General features: G+C 69.8%; 18 protein-coding genes. 13 read left to right on the forward strand and 5 right to left on the reverse strand.

Features of this window, described 5'->3' with window-relative positions; genetic code table 11:
* Nucleotides 1–3 precede the first annotated feature (3 nt).
* The 3 genes from A5758_RS13870 to A5758_RS13880 are packed head-to-tail and all read left to right on the forward strand — an operon-like array spanning nt 4 to nt 2,854.
* On the forward strand, nt 4–870 hold the full coding sequence (locus tag A5758_RS13870; protein WP_197503673.1) for a hypothetical protein: 867 nt from the start codon (nt 4–6) through the stop codon (nt 868–870).
* A gap of 10 nt (nt 871–880) precedes the next feature.
* Nucleotides 881–1,405: a polyadenylate-specific 3'-exoribonuclease AS gene (locus A5758_RS13875; protein ID WP_067740784.1), complete on the forward strand. Its 525-nt coding sequence runs from the start codon at nt 881–883 to the stop codon at nt 1,403–1,405.
* A 60-nt stretch (nt 1,406–1,465) separates the two neighbouring features.
* A complete protein-coding gene (locus A5758_RS13880) occupies nt 1,466–2,854 on the forward strand; it encodes a class II 3-deoxy-7-phosphoheptulonate synthase (protein WP_067740786.1) in 1,389 nt (462 codons plus the stop codon).
* Here the strand turns inward: A5758_RS13880 and A5758_RS13885 are convergent.
* Nucleotides 2,851–4,089 (reverse strand): protein kinase, encoded by a 1,239-nt coding sequence (locus A5758_RS13885; RefSeq protein ID WP_197503936.1) that lies wholly within the window; start codon nt 4,087–4,089, stop codon nt 2,851–2,853. The genes A5758_RS13880 and A5758_RS13885 overlap by 4 nt on opposite strands.
* Nucleotides 4,090–4,169: 80 nt before the next feature.
* Here A5758_RS13885 and A5758_RS13890 point away from each other — a divergent pair, with 80 nt between their 5' ends.
* Nucleotides 4,170–4,574 carry an Rv2175c family DNA-binding protein gene (locus tag A5758_RS13890; protein ID WP_067200840.1) on the forward strand — a complete coding sequence of 135 codons (405 nt, stop codon included), beginning with the start codon at nt 4,170–4,172 and terminating at the stop codon, nt 4,572–4,574.
* Between the two features lie 4 nt (nt 4,575–4,578).
* Here A5758_RS13890 and A5758_RS13895 read toward each other — a convergent pair whose 3' ends face one another.
* Together A5758_RS13895 and idsA2 are read right to left on the reverse strand one after the other, a co-directional pair.
* Entirely contained in the window at nt 4,579–6,123 is a 1,545-nt protein-coding gene (locus A5758_RS13895; protein ID WP_067200837.1) for an alpha-(1->6)-mannopyranosyltransferase A, read from the reverse strand.
* Nucleotides 6,124–6,127: 4 nt separating this feature from the next.
* Nucleotides 6,128–7,177: a bifunctional (2E,6E)-farnesyl/geranyl diphosphate synthase gene (gene idsA2, locus A5758_RS13900; protein WP_067740790.1), complete on the reverse strand. Its 1,050-nt coding sequence runs from the start codon at nt 7,175–7,177 to the stop codon at nt 6,128–6,130.
* 279 nt (nt 7,178–7,456) lie between these two features.
* Here idsA2 and A5758_RS13905 point away from each other — a divergent pair, with 279 nt between their 5' ends.
* Nucleotides 7,457–8,353, forward strand: a complete 897-nt coding sequence (locus A5758_RS13905) for a mycobacterial-type methylenetetrahydrofolate reductase (RefSeq protein ID WP_067740792.1) — start codon at nt 7,457–7,459, stop codon at nt 8,351–8,353.
* Here A5758_RS13905 and A5758_RS13910 read toward each other — a convergent pair.
* Together A5758_RS13910 and A5758_RS13915 are read right to left on the reverse strand one after the other, a co-directional pair.
* Entirely contained in the window at nt 8,350–8,997 is a 648-nt protein-coding gene (locus A5758_RS13910) for a DUF3153 domain-containing protein (RefSeq protein WP_067201046.1), read from the reverse strand. The genes A5758_RS13905 and A5758_RS13910 overlap by 4 nt on opposite strands.
* A gap of 140 nt (nt 8,998–9,137) precedes the next feature.
* The gene (locus A5758_RS13915) at nt 9,138–9,746 is read right to left on the reverse strand and encodes an N-acetyltransferase (RefSeq protein WP_067200828.1); all 609 of its coding nucleotides are present in this window, start codon (nt 9,744–9,746) and stop codon (nt 9,138–9,140) included.
* Between the two features lie 329 nt (nt 9,747–10,075).
* On the opposite strand from A5758_RS13915, the gene A5758_RS13920 reads away from it, so the two are divergent.
* From A5758_RS13920 to mraY, 8 genes are all read left to right on the forward strand, one after another.
* Nucleotides 10,076–10,480: a DUF3040 domain-containing protein gene (locus A5758_RS13920; RefSeq protein WP_067740794.1), complete on the forward strand. Its 405-nt coding sequence runs from the start codon at nt 10,076–10,078 to the stop codon at nt 10,478–10,480.
* 430 nt (nt 10,481–10,910) lie between these two features.
* Nucleotides 10,911–11,342: a division/cell wall cluster transcriptional repressor MraZ gene (mraZ, locus tag A5758_RS13925; RefSeq protein ID WP_007170790.1), complete on the forward strand. Its 432-nt coding sequence runs from the start codon at nt 10,911–10,913 to the stop codon at nt 11,340–11,342.
* Nucleotides 11,317–12,474 carry a 16S rRNA (cytosine(1402)-N(4))-methyltransferase RsmH gene (gene rsmH, locus A5758_RS13930; RefSeq protein ID WP_156622630.1) on the forward strand — a complete coding sequence of 386 codons (1,158 nt, stop codon included), beginning with the start codon at nt 11,317–11,319 and terminating at the stop codon, nt 12,472–12,474. Before mraZ ends, rsmH begins: the two co-directional genes overlap by 26 nt.
* On the forward strand, nt 12,471–13,640 hold the full coding sequence (locus A5758_RS13935) for a hypothetical protein (protein ID WP_067740798.1): 1,170 nt from the start codon (nt 12,471–12,473) through the stop codon (nt 13,638–13,640). The genes rsmH and A5758_RS13935 overlap by 4 nt, the downstream gene beginning before the upstream one ends.
* The gene (locus A5758_RS13940) at nt 13,637–15,697 is read left to right on the forward strand and encodes a penicillin-binding protein 2 (RefSeq protein WP_067740800.1); all 2,061 of its coding nucleotides are present in this window, start codon (nt 13,637–13,639) and stop codon (nt 15,695–15,697) included. The genes A5758_RS13935 and A5758_RS13940 overlap by 4 nt, the downstream gene beginning before the upstream one ends.
* 225 nt (nt 15,698–15,922) lie before the next feature.
* Nucleotides 15,923–17,452 (forward strand): UDP-N-acetylmuramoyl-L-alanyl-D-glutamate--2,6-diaminopimelate ligase, encoded by a 1,530-nt coding sequence (locus A5758_RS13945; protein WP_067740861.1) that lies wholly within the window; start codon nt 15,923–15,925, stop codon nt 17,450–17,452.
* On the forward strand, nt 17,449–18,987 hold the full coding sequence (gene murF, locus A5758_RS13950; protein WP_067740802.1) for a UDP-N-acetylmuramoyl-tripeptide--D-alanyl-D-alanine ligase: 1,539 nt from the start codon (nt 17,449–17,451) through the stop codon (nt 18,985–18,987). Before A5758_RS13945 ends, murF begins: the two co-directional genes overlap by 4 nt.
* Complete coding sequence (gene mraY, locus A5758_RS13955; RefSeq protein WP_067200813.1) at nt 18,984–20,063, forward strand: phospho-N-acetylmuramoyl-pentapeptide-transferase; 1,080 nt, start codon at nt 18,984–18,986, stop codon at nt 20,061–20,063. Before murF ends, mraY begins: the two co-directional genes overlap by 4 nt.

The raw sequence follows: 20,063 nt of genomic DNA on the forward strand, positions 1-20,063 counted from the left end.
GTGCTGCGGGTGACGCGCTGGTTCGCGCACGACATCCTCGAGGGCGGCCGGTTGCCCCTGCTGTGCTGCCTGGTGGCGTTCATCCTGACGTTTTTCGTCACGCGGACGTTCGTGCGGTTCATCCGCCACCGCTCCGAGACCGGCCGCCCGGCCAGCTGGTGGCACCCGCGCAATGTCCATGTCAGCGGGGTCCACATCCACCACGTGACGTTCGGCGTCGTCCTGGTGCTGCTCTCCGGCCTGACCTTGGTCACCCTGGCCATCGACGGACACGAGCCCGAATTCACCTTGTCCGCAATATTTTTCGGCATCGGGGCGGCCCTGGTGCTCGACGAGTACGCGTTGATCCTGCACCTGTCCGACGTCTACTGGTCGGAGGACGGGCGCACTTCGGTGGACGCCGTGTTCGCCGCGGTGGGAGTAGCCGGGCTGTTGATCATGGGCCTGCATCCGCTGATGTTTTTCCTGCCGATCTGGGAAGGAACCGATTCCTGGCCGCTGCGCGCCGCGGTGGCCGGCGGACTGGTGCTGACGCTGCCGCTGGCCGTGATCGTCGTGCTCAAGGGCAAGGTATGGACCGGGCTGCTCGGCATGTTCATCGTCGTGCTGCTGGTCATCGGCGCGGTCCGGCTGTCCCGCCCGCATGCGCCCTGGGCTCGCTGGCGATACACCAACCAACCCGAGAAGATGCGCCGCGCGCTGCAACGCGAACGGACGCTGCGCCGCCCGGTGGTGCGGGCCAAGCTGTATCTGCAGTGCGCAATCGCGGGCACGCCCCGCCTGCCCGACGAACGCGCGGTCGACGCCCAGCTCGACCACGACGTACATGCGGCACCGCCGCCGACGGGTCCCATCCTGATCAGCAGATAGGCTTTCACCGGTGCGGTACTTCTACGACACCGAATTCATCGAGGACGGCCGCACCATCGAGTTGATCTCCATCGGGGTGGTCGCCGAGGACGGCCGCGAGTACTACGCCGTGTCGACGGAGTTCGATCCCGAGCGCGCCGGCGGCTGGGTGCGTGCCAACGTGCTGCCCAAGCTGCCACCGCCTTCGTCGCAGCTGTGGCGCTCGCGCAGGCAGATCCGCTCGGACCTCGAGGATTTCTTTGGCGTCCAGGGCACCGACCCAATCGAACTGTGGGCGTGGATCGGCGCCTACGACCACGTCGCCCTGTGCCAGCTGTGGGGCACGATGCCCGAACTGCCACGGGCGCTGCCCCGTTTCACCCGGGACTTGCGGCAACTGTGGGAGGACCGGGGTTGCCCGCCCATGCCGCCGCGGTCGCGCGATGCCCACGACGCGCTGGTCGACGCCCGCGACCAGATGCGGCGATTCCGGCTGATCGCATCGGCGGAGGCGGACGGCCGCGGGAGCGATCCGAACGACGCTGCATCGGCCTGAGCCCGCCGGGACGACGTTCGCGCTGATCAGTCACCCTGGCGCCCCGGTTACCATGGACCGATGAACTGGACCGTCGACATCCCGATCGACCAGCTGCCGTCGCTGCCCCCGCTGCCGAACGACCTGCGGGCGCGGCTGGACGCCGCACTGGCCAAGCCGGCCGCCCAGCAACCCAGCTGGCCGGCCGAACAGGCGGCGGCGATGCGCACGGTCCTCGAGAGCGTGCCGCCGGTGACGGTGCCCTCGGAGATCCTCCGGCTGCAGGAGCAGCTGGCCCAGGTCGCCAAGGGCGAGGCGTTCCTGCTGCAGGGCGGGGACTGCGCGGAGACGTTCACCGACAACACCGAGCCTCACATCCGGGGCAACATCCGCGCCCTGCTGCAGATGGCCGTGGTGCTGACCTACGGCGCCAGCATGCCGGTGGTCAAGGTGGCCCGCATCGCCGGCCAGTACGCCAAGCCGCGCTCGGCCGACATCGACGCCCTGGGGTTGCGGTCCTACCGCGGGGACATGATCAACGGCTTCGCCCCGGATGCCGCCGCGCGCGAGCACGACCCGTCGCGGCTGGTGCGCGCGTACGCCAACGCCAGCGCGGCGATGAACCTGGTGCGGGCGCTGACGTCGTCGGGCCTGGCGTCGCTGCACCTGGTCCACGACTGGAACCGGGAGTTCGTCCGGACGTCGCCGTCCGGCGCCCGCTACGAGGCGCTGGCCACCGAAATCGACCGGGGTCTGCGGTTCATGAGCGCCTGCGGCGTGGCTGACCGCAACCTGCAGACCGCCGAAATCTACGCCAGCCATGAGGCTTTGGTGCTCGACTACGAGCGGGCCATGCTGCGGTTGTCGGAGAGCGAGGACGGGGAGCCGCAGCTGTTCGACCTGTCGGCGCACACCGTCTGGATCGGCGAGCGGACGCGCCAGCTCGACGGCGCGCACATCGCGTTCGCGGAGGTGATCGCCAACCCGATCGGCGTGAAGATCGGTCCGACGATGACCCCGGAACTGGCGGTCGAATACGTGGAACGGCTTGACCCGCACAACAAGCCGGGCCGGTTGACGTTGGTCAGCCGGATGGGTAACAACAAGGTGCGCGATCTGCTGCCGCCCATCGTCGAGAAGGTCCAGGCGACCGGTCACCAGGTGATCTGGCAGTGCGACCCCATGCACGGCAACACCCACGAGTCGTCCAACGGATACAAGACCCGGCATTTCGACCGCGTCGTGGACGAGGTGCAGGGCTTCTTCGAGGTGCACCGCGCGCTGGGCACGCACCCGGGTGGCATCCACGTCGAGATCACCGGCGAGGACGTCACGGAATGCCTCGGTGGGGCGCAAGACATTTCGGACCTGGACTTGGCGGGGCGCTACGAGACGGCATGCGACCCGCGGCTGAACACCCAGCAGTCGCTGGAGTTGGCGTTCCTGGTCGCCGAGATGCTGCGCGACTAGCCCGCTATCAGCCCGTCCAGGTTGGTCCCGATCGTCCACGCCGCGGTGGCGACCAGCCCGGTCAGCGCCAGCACCAGCGCCACCCAGATCAGCACCATGCGCCGGCCGTGCTGCCGGGCGTACGCGAATTCGCTGATCGGAATGCCGGCGAATTCCCCTGTGACGGGCTGGTATTCGTAGTCGTCGGGCTCGTCGTCGGAGTGCGGCGGGTGCTGCGGCTCGGACCAGTCCTCGGGGCCGCGCGTCAATTGGCGGGTGGGGTGGCGGACCGCTGCGGCCGCGGGCGGCGCGGCGGTGTCCGGGCGCTGGCTCATTCGGCTGTGTTGCAGGGCCGCCGACCGGTGCTGCGCGGAGTTGCGCGGCGCCGGGACCCGAAAGTCCGGCAGCGCAAGTTCTTCGGCGATCGCGTCGAGCTCGGCGCCCATCTCGATCGCGTCGGCATACCGGTCGCCGGGGTCGCGCGCGGTCGCGCGCCGCACGAACTCGTCGAACTGCCGGGGCACACCGTCGATCGCGGCACTGGGCGGCGGCACATCGGTGTCCAGCCGTTGGTAGGCGATCGACAACGCGGAGTCGCCGGTGAACGGGGTGCGCCCGGTCAGCAGCTCGTAGGTGAGAATCCCGGCCGAGTACACGTCGCTGCGGGGACCGGCGTCGCCGTGGCGCACCTGCTCGGGCGACAGGTAGGCCGCGGTTCCCAAAATCACGCTCGTCGAGGTGATTCCAGCGGCCGCGACGGCACGGACCAGACCGAAATCGGCGATCTTCACGTCGCCGTCGTCGGAGATCAGCACGTTCTCGGGCTTGACGTCGCGATGGACCAGACCGGCCCGGTGCGCGGCGGCGAGGCCGCCCAACACCGGTCGCAGCACCGCGGCCACGGCATAGGGCGGCATCGGCCCGCGCTCGGCCAGCAGCTCGCGCAGCGTGCCGCCCTCGATGAGCTCCATCACCAAGAAGGGGTGCCGGGCGTCCAAGCCCTGGTCGTAGACCGCGACCAGGCCGGGGTCCTTCAGCCGTGCGACGGTGCGGGCCTCGCGCTGAAACCGGGTCAGGAACTGGTCGTCGCCGGCGTATCGGGAATCCATCACCTTCACCGCGACGGGGCGGTCGAGCCGCGTGTCGAGGCCGCGGTACACCGTTGACGTGCCGCCGCTGGCGATCTTGGACTGCACCAGGTAGCGGCCATCCAGCAATGCGCTGTCCAAGGGGTCTCGCGTCCCGGGTCCGGCCACGGGGCCATCGTAGGGGTGACGGTGTGATTGGGCGTCAGAACACGGGTTCAATCAGGGTGCCAAGGCCTACACTTGCGCGGGTGAGCAGTGTTCCTGCCGGTGACGATGTTCTGGATCCCGACGAGCCCACCTACGACCTGCCGCGGGTCGCCGAATTGCTCCGGATTTCGGTCAGCAAGGTTCAGCAGCAATTGCGGGAAGGTCACCTGGTCGCGGTGAAGCGCGAGGGTGGCCTGGTGGTGCCGCAGGTGTTCTTCACCAAGTCCGGTGAGGTGGTCAAGAGCCTGCCGGGACTGTTGACGATCCTGCACGACGGCGGCTACCACGACACCGAGATCGTGCGGTGGTTGTTCACCCGCGATCCGTCGCTGACGATCACCCACGACGGCAGCCGGGATGCCGTCAGCAACGCCCGCCCCGTCGACGCGCTGCACGCGCACCAGGCTCGGGAAGTCGTGCGTCGGGCACAGGCGATGGCTTGCTGAGGGCTTACTGAGCGGCAGCTTCCTCGGTTATGCCGGCCCGCTCGTCGGGGGCACGGTAGAGGCTGTACCAGGCGATCAGCGCGCAGGCGGTGGCCAGCGAGAAATGCAGCCACGAGTACATCCCGTGCGAGCCATCGGGTTTGAAGATCACCATCACCCACGTCGACAGGCCGGCGATGATCGCGACCGCCCGCCGGGACTGCGCCAGCGGGGCCACCACCGCCAGCGGCCAGGAGTAGTACCACGGCAGAGCCGCGGGGACGAAGAGCACCACCACCAGCATCGAGTACGCGATGCCGGTCAGGGCGGCCCGGTCGTCACGCCGGAACCGCCACCACAGCAGGGGCAGCGACACCGCGATGATCGCGATCCCGATGAAGCGGGTGATGCGCAGCAAGGGGTAGAAGTGCACCGCGAAGAAGCCGCTGAACACGGCGTGGATGATGTTTGCGGCCGCGGTCGGAACGGTCAGCCAGTTGATGATCTTCACGGACCCGGCCAGTGCCGTCAGCCACCCCAGGCCCACGCCTGCCACCGCCGACAGGATGCCGAACACGACGGCGAAGACCAGCAGTGATACCGCGGTGGCCGCCACGAACGCCCAGGCCGGCCGGTACCCGCGGCGGTCGCGCAGATGCCGCGTCCACACCCACACCATGAACGGCAGGGCGATCCCGGCGGTGGCCTTGACCGCGATCGCCACGGTGATCAGCGAAGTGCCGAGGACGTGGCGGCCGGCGAAGCTCAGCGCGATGCCGGCGGCCATCAGTCCCACCATCAGCATCTCGTTGTGCACCCCACCCATCAGATGGATGAGCACGAGCGGGTTGAGAACACAGATCCACAAGGCCGTCGAGCCGTTGGTGCCCAGGTGGCGGGCCAATCGCGGGGTGGCCCAGATCAGCAGGGCCAGCCCCGGCAGCATGCACAGCCGCAGCAGCGCCGTTCCGGCCACCACGTTGTTGCCGACGAGCATCGTGACGAGTTTGGCCACCAGAATGAACGCCGGGCCATAGGGGGCGGTGGTGATCGTCCAGATGGGACTTACGTTGTCCAGCAGGTTGTTCGGATTGGCGACCGGTCCGACGGCGTAGGGATCCAGTCCATCGCGCAGCAGGGCGCCCTGGGCCAGATACGAATAGGTGTCCCGGCTGAAGACGGGCACCGACAGCAGCAGCGGCGCCAGCCAGAAGCCCGTGGTGACCTTCATCATGAACTCGGTCATTTCGCCGGCTAGCACGCGTCGGCCCAGCCCCAGCCATGCGATCAGCATGAGGCCCACGCCCATCCACAACACCACCGACGACAACACCAGGCCGTGGCCAAAACGCAGCCACGACATATGGATTGACTCCAGCAGCGGGTCGTGTTGACGGGTGCTGCCCGCACCCAGGCCGCCCACGCCGATCAGGACCGAACCGAGCATTCCCAGTTTCGCCGGCCGGGACTGCGTGGTGGTGGTGAATGCGTGCAGCCGCGAAAACCACCCACCGCCAGGCGGTTCCGTTGCCGGCGTGTCGGACGGCGGGGTGTGCGTCGGCGTGGTCATCGGCTCAGGCGGACCGGTCGGTGGCCATTCTGGCCAGCTCGGACAATCCGGCCTTGGCCGCCGCGTTGATGGGCGCGGCCGCCACCGCGGCCAGTGCCCGTTGCGTCAGCTCGGCGATGCGTCGCTCGGCCGCGGCCAGGGCGCCCACCGACTCGATCACCTCACGCAGCCGATCGACCTCGGCGTCCGTCAGCTGCGCCCCGATCGAGTCGCGTAACAATTTGGCCGCCAACGGATCCGACCTGTCCGCCAACTCCAATGCCTCGGCCAGCAGCACGGTGCGCTTGCCCGACCGCAAGTCGTCACCGGACGGCTTGCCGGTCACCGCCGGGTCCCCGAACACGCCCAGCACGTCGTCCCGGAGTTGGAACGCCACGCCGAGGTCCGTCCCGAATCGGCCGAAGGCGTCCTGCACGTCGGGCCGGTCGGCGGCGGCGGCCGCCCCCAGCTGCAGCGGTCGCGACACGGTGTAACAGGCCGTCTTGTACGTGTCGACGTTCATCGCCGACGCGATCGATTCGGCGGCGCTGGCCTCGGCGACGATGTCCAGGTACTGACCCCCCAGCACCTCGGTGCGGATTTCGGCCCACACCCGCTGGACGCGCCGCGCGGCCTCGGGTGACAGGCCCACGCGAAAAACGATGTCGTCGGCCCAGGACAGCGCGAGGTCCCCGAGCAGGATGGCGGCCGACATGCCGAACCGGTCCGAGGAGCCGCGCCACTGCCGATCGCGATGCAACTCCGCGAACTGGACATGGGCGGTCGGCCGGCCGCGGCGGGTGGAGGAGTCGTCGATCACATCGTCATGGACCAGCGCGCAGGCGTGCAGCAGCTCCAGCGCGGAAAACAGCAGCAGCGCTTCGGAATCGGGTTCCCCGGTCGCTACGGCGCGCCAGCCCCAGTAGGCGAAGGCTGGCCGCAGCCGCTTGCCCCCGTTGAGCACGAAGGCTTCGAGCGCGGCGACGAGGTCTTCGTAGTCGCCGCCGATGTAGGCGGTGTCGGCGCGCCGGTCGTGCAAATACTGCCGCAGTCGATCGGTGATGGCGCCGGTCAACTCGACGGTTGCCGCTGCTTCTGAAGCTTTCAGGCTCAGCGCGGCGCCCCTTTCTCCCTCGACGTGTCTGCGTGTGGCAGGCCCGACCAGTGTATTCGGCGCGGCATCGGAGATCCTTCCAACCTGGCGTGGATGGGGGACCGCGGTTGCTTCGACTGGCTCACTATTCCCCCGAAAGCGGGTGGGCACCCCACGCCTATGCTGGCTGGGGTGTCGGGGCCGCCCGCTGGTGTGCGGCCGGGTGATGCCCCAAGCATTCGTCGGATGGAGAGAAGCCGCGTGACACTCAACACCATTGCGCTCGAGCTGGTGCCGCCCAACGCCGATGAAGGCCGGGAGCGGGCACTCGAAGACGCGCGAAAGGTGGTGCAGTACTCGGCCGAATCCGGTCTGGACGGCCGGCTCCGGCACGTGATGATCCCGGGAATCATCGCCGAGGACGACGACCGTCCCATCACGATGAAACCGAAGCTGGACGTGCTGGACTTCTGGTCGATCGTCAAGCCCGAGCTGCCGGGAATCCACGGCCTGTGCACCCAAGTCACCGCCTTCTCCGACGAGCCGACGCTGCGCCGGCGGCTGACCGATCTGCGCGCGGCCGGGATGGAGGGCGTGGTCTTCGTAGGCGTCCCGCGCACCATGAACGACGGGGAAGGCTCCGGCGTCGCGCCCACCGACGCCTTGTCGATCTATCGCGAGCTGGTGCCCAACCGCGGCGTAATCCTGATTCCCACCCGCGAAGGGGAGCACGGCCGGTTCAACTTCAAGTGTGACCAGGGCGCGACCTACGGCATGACCCAGCTGTTGTACTCCGACGCGATCGTGGGATTTCTGCGCGAATTCGCCAAGAACACCGATCACCGGCCGGAAATCCTGCTGTCGTTCGGCTTCGTCCCGAAGATGGAGAGCCGGGTCGGCCTGATCAACTGGCTGATTCAGGACCCGGGTAACCAGGTGGTCGCCGACGAGCAGGAGTTCGTCAAGCGGTTGGCCGGCAGCGAACCGCCCCAGAAGCGCCAGCTCATGGTCGACCTGTACAAGCGCGTGATCGACGGGGTAGCTGAGCTGGGCTTCCCGCTGAGCATCCACCTCGAGGCGACCTACGGGGTGTCGGGGCCCGCCTTCCAGACGTTCGCAGAGATGCTGGCGTACTGGTCACCGGCCCGGCGGCTCTAGCTCGGCGGCTGGTCGCGCGGCGCGGTCAACCGCGGCGAACGGTCGCGGTTCATCCAGGCCAGCAGCGCGACCACGCCGGCCGCCGCGAAGGACGCGATGCCCAGCCACACGCCCGCCCCGGTCAGGGACCGCGTGTTCGGGTCGGTGTAACGGGCCTGGGCGGTCATGGTGCTCACCACGCCCGGTTTGAGCTTCCAGGAGACCACCGTGGATTCGACCCGGTCGCCGTTGGTGGAGGTCACCACGCCCGGAAAGGCGACGGTCAGTTCGACATCGGCTTCGGGATCGGTCAGGGAGGTCAGGTCCGCTCGGCCTTCGAGGATCACCAGGTTGCCGTTCCGGCGCAGGGTGAGGTTCACGCCCTGCGCGTCGGAGTTCATGTTGGCCAGCTGCGGCAACTCGGCGAAGGTCAGGTCGGAGAACACCGCTTGCGAACCCACGTAACCGTCGCTGTCGTAGTTCGACACCGCCACCTTCTGGCTGAACGGCAGGTTGTTGCTGTCGAGCTGGGGGCCGGTGTCCTTGGGCGTCTTGGGTTTCGCGGCGGCGACGATCTCGCCGGACACCAGGTCATCGGGTGAGATGGTGAGCGACGCCCTGACCCGCAGGCACCCGGTGGCCAGCGGCACCAGCATGAGCAGCATCCCGATGGCCACGAAGCGGCGCCGCCGAGCGGTGAATCCACGGGTTCGGGGCGGGGCATGGCTGGCGCGCACCAGGTCATCGTGCCAGATCGGGCGTGCCGCTTTCGCGCGTTCGCCCGGGCGCGCCCTCGAGCCGGCGGTCACAGCGGCAGCTTGCGGCCCAGGATCGCGAATGCCCGTGGATCCCCTGCGAAGTGATAGCCGCGGATGACGTCGGTGAAGCCCAGCCGCCGGTACAACCGCCAGGCCCGGTTCGGCTCACCGTTGGTCTCCGGCGTGGACAGCAGGACATTCTCTTCGGCCCGGCCGGCCAGGAGCCGCCGGGCCAGCGCCTCGCCGAGCCCGCGACCCTGCGCGCGGGGATGGATGTGCAGCTCGGTCAACTCGAAGTAGCTGCTCATCAGGCCGGCGATCTGCTGGGGCGGCAGGCCGCCGCGTTGCAGGCCGAGGACGACCTGCTGCTGCCACCACTGCCCGGGCGCCCCCGGGTAGCCGTACGCCACGCCGAGCAACGGTGCATTGCTCAGTTCGGCCGCCTGCGGGATCGGGGCGTCCGCGTCGTCGCCCACCTCGGCATCCACGACGCCCACCCCTTGCCACCCGCGCCGGCGGATGTGCTCGAGCCACATGGCCGCGCGCTGGTTTTCGGTGCCCCGCGGGTACCGCATCGCGTCGACGTACACCTTCAGGGCGTCACCGAGGCGGCGCTCCATATCGGTGGGCGGCAGATCGATGAGGAATATCGCCAAGTTGCGGTTTCCTCCTCATCGTGTGCTCCGGCGCTTCGGCTTCGTGTGGCCGCTCGGCCCGGGCCGTCATCGCCATTATCGGACCCGGGGGAGGTTGTTCGGCGAGCGGCCGCGGCAACGAACCCACGGGCGACCGCGGGTGGGGAAGCCGGTTGTAGCGCACGGCCGTTCCGGTTCCCGCGGGTGCCGAGCACCGGCCAGGATAGAATCGCCACCGAACCAGTGGTAAGGCGCAGATTGACCTCGTATCATTTCAATTAGTTGCCCCCACAACGGGCATCCGCGTGCTATCGATAGTTACGCGTCAGACTGTCGGCAAGGAGGGACGAATGCCACTCTCCGATCATGAGCAGCGGATGCTCGATCAGATCGAGAGCGCTCTCTACGCCGAAGACCCCAAATTCGCGTCGAGCGTCCGCGGCGGAGGGTTCCGTGCACCCACCGCGCGCCGGCGCCTGCAGGGCGCGGCGTTGTTCGTCATCGGTCTGGCGATGCTGGTTTCGGGGGTGGCGTTCAAGGCCACCATGATCGGAAACTTCCCGATTCTCAGTGTTTTCGGGTTCATCGTGATGTTCGGCGGAGTGGTATTCGCCATCACCGGCCCGCGGTTGTCCGGCCGGGCCGACCACCCCGGATCGGCGCCCGGGTCGCTCCGCCAGCGCCGTAACAAGGGCGGTGGTGGCTCGTTCACCAGTCGGATGGAAGACCGGTTCCGCCGTCGCTTCGACGACTAGCGGCATCGCCGACGCATAAGGGGTAGCCATCGGCTGCCCCTTTCTTTTGCATTTCTGCTGCCGCACCGGCCGCGCCGCCATGGTCACAGACGCACCCGGGCTGACCGGTGATCGGCGGGCCGCCGATGCCGTTTTGACGCCGGATCGAGCCCTAACCGAGCTTCGGCCCAGGTTGTGGGCCCCACCGGCCCCCACGCAGTCCCCCCACTAGGCCCCACCCGTGCCTTCACGCCGCTCTGACGTGCCGTTTTGTACCACCCGCCGCGGAGCCGGGCGTGACTCCCTAGGCCACCAGATGACGGCATGCGCAGCTGGGAGTGGCGGATAGCCTGGAAAAGTCCGCCACGACACTTCAACAATGGGGCGAAGTGGGGGATTGTGGGGTATGGTGGCTGCAGTGTTTGGGTGACCCCGAGGGGGAGGTGAGCTGGTGTTTCTCGGCACCTACACGCCCAAACTCGACGACAAGGGGCGGCTGACGTTGCCCGCCAAATTCCGTGACGCGCTGGCAGGGGGGTTGATGGTCACCAAGAGCCAAGACCACAGCCTCGCCGTCTACCCGCGGGGCGAATTCGAGCAGCTCGCACGCCGGGCGAGCAAGGCCTCGCGGAGCAACCCCGACGCCCGGGCCTTCCTGCGCAACCTCGCCGCCGGCACCGACGAGCAGCATCCCGACGCGCAGGGGCGCATCACGCTGTCGGCCGACCACCGTCGCTACGCGAACCTCTCCAAGGATTGCGTGGTGATCGGAGCGGTCGATTACCTCGAGATCTGGGACGCGCAAGCCTGGCAGGACTACCAGCAGACCCACGAAGAGAACTTCTCCGCGGCCAGCGATGAAGCACTCGGCGACATCATCTGAGGCGCATGCCCGTGCAACGTGGCCTCTGCCCGAACCGACCCTGGCGTACTTCCCCAACGCCAGGTTCGTGCCTTCGGACAGGGACCTCGATGCAGGGGCATCTCGCCCGACCCGGGGAGGTGTTGCGGTGGTTGAAGATTCACCGGACTTCGGGCATGTGCCCGTCCTGCTGCATCGCTGCGTCGAGCTGCTCACTCCCGCGCTGACCCGTCACGACGCCGACGGTTCGGGCGCAGTCCTTCTCGACGCCACCCTCGGCGCGGGCGGACATGCCGAACGGTTCCTCACCGACCTGCCGGGGCTGCGGCTGATCGGACTCGACCGCGATCCCAGCGCGCTGGACATCGCCCGGGCCCGGCTGGCGCGATTCGCCGACCGGGTCACGCTGGTGCACACCCGCTACGACGGCCTCGCCGCGGCACTGACCGAATCCGGTTACGCCACAGCCGGATCGGTCGACGGGATGCTATTCGACCTGGGCGTGTCATCCATGCAGCTCGACCGAACCGAGCGCGGCTTCGCCTACGCCCAGGACGCGCCGCTGGACATGCGGATGGATCCGGAGTCGCCGTTGACGGCGGCCGACATCGTCAACACTTACGACGAAGCCGCCCTGGCGGACATCCTGCACCGCTACGGCGAGGAGCGATTCGCGCGCCGGATCGCGGCACAGATCGTGCGCCGCCGCGCCCGCGCCCCCTTCACCTCGACCGCGGAATTGGTAGCCCTGCTCTATCAAGCGATCCCGGCCCCGGCCCGGCGCACCGGTGGGCATCCCGCCAAACGGACCTTCCAGGCCCTGCGGATCGCCGTCAACGACGAACTGAACTCGTTGCGCAGCGCGATTCCGGCCGGGTTGGACGCGCTCACCGTCGGCGGGCGCATGGTGGTGCTGGCCTACCAATCGCTGGAAGACCGGATCGTCAAACGGTTGTTCGCCGACGCGGTGGCCTCCCGCACGCCGGTGGATCTGCCGGTCGAGCTTCCCGGCCACGAGCCGCGATTCCGGTCGCTGACGCATGGCGCCGAACGTGCGGACGCCGACGAGGTCGAACGCAATCCGCGCAGCGCCGCCGTGCGGCTGCGAGCCGTGCAACGAGTCAAGCAGTCAACCGGAAAGGGCGACGCATGAAAGCAAAGCGCGAGACGCCGAATCGCCGCGGCGGACGCGACGGTTCCGCCCGGCGGAGCCGGCGTTCGGCGGCCGATCCCGGTCCGACGCGCCGCCCCCGGCCTGGACGCACCTCCGCGCCCACCCGTGAGAGCCGCGCGCCCAAGTCCGGACCGCATACCAGCCCGATCGCCCGGCCGGTCGAGCGGCCGGCGCGGCCCAAGAGCACGAGCCAGGCCAAGGCCCGAGCCAAGGCGCGGAAAGCCAAATCGCCCAGGGTCGTTCGTCCTCGGCTGAGCGAACGTTTGGCGGCCCGGCTGGCCGCGATCGACCTGCGGCCCCGAACCCTGGCAAGCAAGGTTCCGTTCGTCGTCTTGGTCATCGGTGCGCTCGGCCTGGGGCTGGGCCTCACGCTGTGGTTGTCCACGGACTCCGCCGAGCGCTCCTACAAGTTGAGTCACGCCCGGGAGAAGACCCGGCTGCTGCAACAGCAGAAGGAGGCGCTGGAACGCGATGTGCGCGAGGCGGAATCCGCCCCGGCACTGGCGGAGGCGGCCCGCAAACAGGGCATGATCCCGACGCGAGACACCGCGCATCTGGTCCAGGACCCGTCCGGCAACTGGGTGGTGGTCGGGACGCCCAAGCCGGCTGACGGGGTGCCGCCGCCGCCGTTGAACAGCAAGCTCCCCGACCAGGGCCCGCCGCTGCCCCCGGCGCCGCCGGCGCCCGCCGCGGAGGTCCCGGTCCGGCTGCAGCCCGACCCCGCGGCGCCGCCCGCACCGGCGGGGTCCGGGCCCGAGGCGCTGCTACGCGCACCGGACGGGGCGTCGACACTGGGCGGCCAGCACCTGGCACAGGCCGGGCCTCAACTGCCGGCTGCGCCGGGTGCGCCGGTTGCGCCGGTCACCGGGCAGGCCCCGGTGCTGCCGGCGCCGGGTGTGCCGGTGCCGGGGCTGCCCGCGCCGGCGGGACCCGCGCTCGCTCCGGCGCCCGCCGAGGTGGCGATCCCGTTGGGCGGCTTGCCCATTCCACCGCCCGGGCAGCTGCCCGCGCCGCTACCCGCGGAGGTGCCGGTTCCGGTGCAGCGCGGGCCGGCCCCCGCGGCTCCCGTGGTCCCCCTCGCTCCGGTGCTCGGGCCGCAGCCCGTGGCGCCGGGCCCCGTCGCGACGCCAGGTGCGCCCCGGTGAGCCGCGGCGACTCCTCGCGCAACCGTCGGTCGCAGCCGACGCGCGGTCCCCGTAAGGCGCAGGAAGCCAAGGGGGTTCGCCAGCCCAAGCGGCGTGCGAAGCAGCAAGCCGAGGACGTCCGGGAGCCGAAGCGGTTCCGGAAGGCCAAGGAAGCCAAGGACGCCAAGAAGGCGCGCCCGGCCGACCGGCCGGACGCCGCCGCCACCGGGCACTCGGCGCGGGAGCGGCGCACCCGGCTGGTGCAGGCGGGCACCCGCGGCGCGTCGTTCGTCTTCCGGCATCGGGCCGGGAACGCCGCCATCGGGGCCTTGATCGTGGTGGCCGCGGTCCAGTTGTTCGTCCTGCAGGTGACCAACGCGCCGGCGCTGCGCGCCCAGGCCGCGGGCCAGCTCAAGGTCACCGACGTCGAAAAGGCGGTGCGCGGCAGCATCGTCGACCGCAACAAGGATCAGCTGGCGTTCACCACCGAATCGCGCGCGTTGACGTTCCAGCCCAAGAGGATTCGCAAGCAACTGGAAGAGGCCAAGAACAAGAACTCGGTGGCCCCCGATCCTCAGCAGCGCCTGCGGGATATCGCCAAGGAGGTCTCCACCCGGCTGGGCAACAAGCCGGACTCCGCGACCGTGCTGAAGAAGCTGCAAAGCGACGAGAACTTCGTCTACCTGGCGCGCGCCGTCGATCCGGCCGTCGCCAGCGCGATCTCCGACAAGTACCCCGAAGTCGGTTCGGAGCGACAGGATCTGCGCCAGTATCCGGGCGGGTCGTTGGCGGCCAACATCGTCGGCGGCATCGACTGGGACGGGCACGGGCTGCTCGGTCTGGAGGAGTCCCTGGACTCGGTGCTGTCCGGAACCGACGGCTCGGTCACCTATGACCGGGGATCCGACGGCGTCGTCATCCCCGGCAGTTACCGCAACCGGCACCGGGCGGTAAACGGTTCGATGGTGCAGCTGACCCTCGACGACGACGTCCAGTTCTACGTCCAGCAGCAGGTCCAGCAGGCGAAGAATCTCTCTGGCGCGCACAATGTCTCGGCGGTCGTGCTGGACTCGAAGACCGGCGAAGTGCTTGCCATGGCCAACGACAACACTTTTGACCCGTCGCAGGACATCGGGCGCCAGGGTGACAAGCAGCTGGGCAACCTGGCGGTGTCCTCGCCGTTCGAGCCGGGCTCGGTGAACAAGGTCATCACCGCGTCGTCGGTGATCGAGTACGGCCTGTCCAATCCCGATGAGGTGCTGCAGGTGCCCGGGTCGATCCAGATGGGCGGGGTGCCCATCCACGACGCGTGGGACCACGGCGTGATGCCCTACACAACCACCGGCGTGTTCGGAAAGTCCTCCAACGTCGGCACTTTGATGCTCGCGCAGCGCGTCGGACCGGAACGCTTTTACGACATGGTCCGCAAATTCGGTCTCGGGCAACGCACCAACGTGGGCCTGCCCGGTGAGAGCGCCGGGCTGGTGCCGCCCATCGACCAGTGGTCGGGCAGCACCTTCTCGAACCTGCCTATCGGGCAGGGCCTTTCGATGACGCTGTTGCAGATGGCCGGCATGTATCAGACCATCGCCAATGACGGGGTGCGGATACCGCCGCGGATCGTCAAGGCCACCATCGCGCCCGACGGCACCCGGACGGAAGAACCGCGTCCCGACGGCGTGCGGGTGGTCTCGGCGCAGACGGCCCAGACCGTCCGCAACATGCTGCGCGCCGTCGTGCAACGCGACCCGATGGGTTACCAGCAGGGCACCGGGTCGGCCGCCGCGGTGACGGGCTACCAGATGGCCGGCAAGACGGGTACCGCGCAGCAGATCAACCCGGCCTGCGGCTGCTACTTCGACAACGTCTACTGGATCACCTTCGCCGGCATGGCCACCGTCGACAACCCGCGTTACGTCATCGGCATCATGATGGACAACCCGGATCGCAACGCGGACGGTACGCCGGGCCACTCGGCGGCCCCGCTGTTCCACAACATCGCCGGCTGGCTCATGCAGCGCGAGAACGTGCCGCTGTCGCCCGACCCCGGTCCGCCGCTGACACTGCAGGCCACCTAGCGGCGATCGCGAGCGCGGCGTATGCCGGGCGCTGCGGGTCGCCGCCAGGCAACCTAGCGGCGATCGCGAGCGCGGCGTATGCCGGGCGCTGCGGGTCGCCGCCAGGCACCCACGTCACCTCCCCGCACGGCGGGAACGCCTCATGGCCGATGCGCCTAGGTAGGGTGTCATGGCCGATCATGGGGATCACGCGGGTCTGCAGGGAGGTGTGAACAGGTGGTGCCGATGCCCACGGGGCTGCGGCCCAGCGCCGGTGCTGGCACGCGCCTGCCCGCACTGGCGGCACAGGTCGGGGCGGTGCTCGCCGACCACGGCGCGGTGGTGCCCGACGTCGCGGTCACCGGCGTCACGCTGCGTGCCCAGGACGTGCGGCCCGGTGACCTGTTCGCCGCGCTGACCGGCGCGTCGACGCACGGGGCCCGCTACGCGGCCGAGGCGATCGAGCACGGCGCCGTCGCGGTCCTCACCGACGCCGCCGGGGTGGCGGAGATGGGTGCGTCGGCATCGGCCGTCCCGACGCTGGTGCACCCGGCGCCCCGCAACGTGCTCGGCGCTCTGGCCGCCACGGTGTACGGGCACCCGTCGGAGCGGACGACGGTGGTCGGGATCACCGGAACCTCCGGCAAGACCACCACGACGTATCTGGTCGAATCCGGGCTGCGCGCCGCCGGCCGGACGGCCGGGCTGATCGGCACGGTCGGCATCCGCATCGCCGGCGCGGACGTTCCGAGCGCGCTGACCACCCCGGAGGCCCCCGCGCTGCAGGCCATGTTCGCGGCGATGGCCGAGCGCGGGGTGGACACCGTCGTCATGGAGGTGTCCAGCCACGCGCTGGCGCTGGGCCGCGTGGACGGCACCGGGTTCGCGGTGGGCGCCTTCACCAACCTGTCCCGCGACCACCTCGACTTTCACCCCACCATGGCGGACTACTTCGAGGCCAAGGCGAAGCTGTTCGATCCGGCCTCGCCGCTGCGGGCCCGCCGGGTTGTGGTCTGCATCGACGACGACGCCGGGCGCGCCATGGCCGCCCGGGCCGGCGACGCGATCACCGTCAGCACCGGCGACCAGCCCGCGCATTGGCGCGCCATGGACGTGACCCCGCTGGGCGGCGGGGGACAGCAGTTCACCGCAATCGACCCCGCCGGCGTGCGCCATCGGGTCGGCATCCGGCTACCGGGGCATTACAACATCGCCAATTGCCTTGTCGCGCTGGCGATTTTGGATGCGGTGGGCGTGTCTCCGGAGCAGGCGGCGCCGGGGCTGCTCGAGACCCGGGTGCCCGGCCGGATGCAAGACATCGACTGCGGCCAGGATTTCCTCGCGCTGGTCGACTACGCACACAAGCCGGGCGCGTTGCGGGCGGTGCTGACCACCCTGGCGCGTCCGGGGCGCCGGCTGGCGGTGGTGTTCGGCGCCGGCGGCGAGCGCGACCCGGGCAAGCGGGCGCCGATGGGCGCGACGGCGGCCGAGCTGGCCGACCTGGTCGTCGTCACCGACGACAACCCGCGCGGCGAGGACCCCGCCGCCATCCGCCGCGAGATCCTGGCCGGGGCGGCCGCCAGCGGCGGTGCGGCCGAGGTGGTCGAGATCGGCGACCGGCGGGCGGCGATCGAACACGCGGTGGCCTGGGCCGGGCCGGGCGACGTGGTCCTGGTGGCGGGCAAAGGCCACGAAACGGGCCAGCGCGCGGCGGGGGAGGTCCGCCCCTTCGACGACCGGGTGGAGCTGGAACGAGCGCTGAAGGCGCGGCGATGATCGACCTGACCGTCGCGCAGATCGCCGACATCGTCGGCGGCACGCTGGCCGACATCTCGCCGCAGGCCGCCGCCGGGCTCCGCGTCACCGGCACCGTCGAATTCGACTCGCGCGCAGTCGGTCCCGGCGGCCTGTTCCTCGCGCTGCCGGGGGCCCATGCCGACGGGCATGACTACGCGGGCGCGGCGGCGGCGGCCGGCGCGGTCGCCGTCCTGGCGGCCCGGCCGGTGGGGGTGCCCGCCATCGTCGTGCCTCCGGCACCGACGGCCCGCCGCGCCGACGGCGGCCTGGCCGGGGTGCTCGAACACGACACCGACGGCTCGGGCGCGGCGGTGCTGGCCGCGCTGGCCAAGCTGGCCAGGGCCGTGGCCGCGGAGCTGGTGGCGGGCGGGCTGACCATCGTCGGAATCACCGGCTCGTCGGGTAAGACGTCGACCAAAGACCTGGTGGCCGCCGTGCTAGAGCCGCTGGGCGAGGTGGTCGCGCCGCCCGGGTCGTTCAACAACGAGCTGGGACACCCCTGGACGGTGTTGCGCGCGACGCGCAGCACCGACTACCTGGTGCTCGAGATGTCGGCCCGCCATCCCGGCAATATCGCCGCGCTGGCCGAGATCGCCCCGCCGACGATCGGGGTGGTCCTCAACGTCGGGACCGCCCACCTCGGCGAGTTCGGCTCCCGGGAAGCCATCGCGCGTACCAAATCCGAACTGCCCCAATCTGTTCCGTCATCCGGAGTGGTCATCCTCAACGCCGACGACCCGATTGTGGCGGCGATGGCCGACGTCACCGAGGCGCGGGTGGTGCGGGTCAGCCGGTCCAGCCGCACCGATTCCGGTCCCAGCGACGTCTGGGCCGACGGAGTGTCGCTGGACGAACTGGCCAGGCCCCGCTTTACCCTGCACGCGATGGACAGCGCGGTCGAGGTGCGGCTGGGCGTGTACGGCGACCATCAGGTCGCCAACGCGCTGTGCGCCGCCGCCGTCGCGCTGCAATGCGGCGCCACCGTCGAGCAGGTCGCCGCCGCGCTGGCGCACGCCGGGCCGGTGTCGCGGCACCGGATGCACGTGACCACCCGCGCGGACGGGGTCACGGTGATCGACGACGCCTACAACGCCAACCCAGACTCGATGCGCGCCGGACTGCAGGCGCTGGCCTGGATCGCCCACGGCGCCGACGAAAAGCGCAGGAGCTGGGCGGTGCTGGGCGAAATGGCCGAGCTCGGCGAGGATGCGGTGGCCGAACACGATCGCATCGGCCGGATGGCCGTGCGCTTAGATGTGTCTCGACTTGTCGTCGTGGGAAGTGGGAGGTCGATGAGCGCCATGCACCACGGAGCGGTCATGGAGGGCTCGTGGGGAGCTTCCGGTGATCGGGGGGCCGTCAACGTGGCCGATGCCGACGCCGCCCTCGCGTTGCTGCGGGCCGAAGTCCGGCCCGGCGACGTGATCCTGGTCAAGGCCTCCAACGCGGCCGGGCTGGGCGCACTGGCCGACGCGCTGGCCGCAGAAGACACCGAGAGCGGGACGGGCGCGTGAGGCAGATCCTGATCGCGGTGGCCGTCGCGCTCGCCGTGTCAATCCTGTTGACGCCGGCGCTGATTCGGTTGTTCACCCGGCAGGGCTTCGGCCATCACACCCGTGAGGACGGCCCGCCCAGCCATCACGCCAAGCGCGGCACGCCGTCGATGGGAGGGGTGGCGATCCTGGCCGGCATCTGGGCGGGATACCTCGGGACGCACCTGGCCGGGCTGGCCTTCGACGGCGAGGGCGTTACCGCGTCGGGTCTCCTGGTGCTGGGCCTGGCGACCGTGCTCGGTGGCGTCGGCTTCCTCGACGACCTGATCAAGGTTCGCCGGTCGCGCAATCTCGGGCTGAACAAGACGGCCAAGATCGTCGGGCAGGTAGCCGCCGCGGTGCTGTTCGGGGTGCTGGTGTTGCGGTTCCGCAATGGCAGCGGGTTGACACCGGCCAGCTCGGACCTGTCCTACGTGCGCGAGATCGCCACGGTCACTTTGGCTCCGGGGCTGTTCGTGTTGTTCTGCGTGGTGGTCGTCAGCGCCTGGTCCAACGCGGTCAACTTCACCGACGGCCTCGACGGGCTGGCCGCGGGGTGCATGGCGATGGTTACCGCCGCCTACGTGTTGATCACCTTCTGGCAGTACCGCAACGCCTGCGTCACCGCGCCGGGCCTGGGCTGCTACAACGTGCGTGACCCGCTGGACCTGGCGCTCGTCGCGGCCGCCACCGCGGGCGCCTGCATCGGCTTTTTGTGGTGGAATGCCGCTCCGGCAAAGATTTTCATGGGGGATACCGGATCACTGGCGCTGGGCGGCATCATCGCGGGCCTGTCGGTGACCAGCCGCACCGAGATCCTCGCCGTCGTGCTGGGGTCGCTGTTCGTCGCCGAGGTCACTTCGGTGGTGCTGCAGATCCTGGCCTTCCGCACCACCGGGCGCCGGGTGTTCCGGATGGCGCCCTTCCACCACCACTTCGAGTTGGCCGGCTGGGCCGAAACCACGGTGATCATCCGCTTCTGGCTGCTCACGGCGATCACCTGCGGTCTGGGCGTGGCCCTTTTCTACGGTGAGTGGCTGGGCGCGATCGGTGCCTGA

Source organism: Mycobacterium sp. 852014-50255_SCH5639931 (genome assembly GCF_001665605.1).
In the GTDB taxonomy this organism is placed as follows: domain Bacteria; phylum Actinomycetota; class Actinomycetes; order Mycobacteriales; family Mycobacteriaceae; genus Mycobacterium; species Mycobacterium paraffinicum.

What these genes read in the sequence shown, in the direction of transcription:
- A5758_RS13880 (WP_067740786.1), top strand. Translation starts at nt 1,466, where the DNA reads ATGAACTGGACCGTCGACATCCCGATCGACCAGCTGCCGTCGCTGCCC.
- A5758_RS13895 (WP_067200837.1), bottom strand. Translation starts at nt 6,123, where the DNA reads ATGACCACGCCGACGCACACCCCGCCGTCCGACACGCCGGCAACGGAA.
- A5758_RS13910 (WP_067201046.1), bottom strand. Translation starts at nt 8,997, where the DNA reads ATGCTGCTCATGCTGGTGCCGCTGGCCACCGGGTGCCTGCGGGTCAGG.
- A5758_RS13920 (WP_067740794.1), top strand. Translation starts at nt 10,076, where the DNA reads ATGCCACTCTCCGATCATGAGCAGCGGATGCTCGATCAGATCGAGAGC.
- rsmH (WP_156622630.1), top strand. Translation starts at nt 11,317, where the DNA reads ATGAAGCACTCGGCGACATCATCTGAGGCGCATGCCCGTGCAACGTGG.
- A5758_RS13935 (WP_067740798.1), top strand. Translation starts at nt 12,471, where the DNA reads ATGAAAGCAAAGCGCGAGACGCCGAATCGCCGCGGCGGACGCGACGGT.
- A5758_RS13945 (WP_067740861.1), top strand. Translation starts at nt 15,923, where the DNA reads ATGCCCACGGGGCTGCGGCCCAGCGCCGGTGCTGGCACGCGCCTGCCC.
- murF (WP_067740802.1), top strand. Translation starts at nt 17,449, where the DNA reads ATGATCGACCTGACCGTCGCGCAGATCGCCGACATCGTCGGCGGCACG.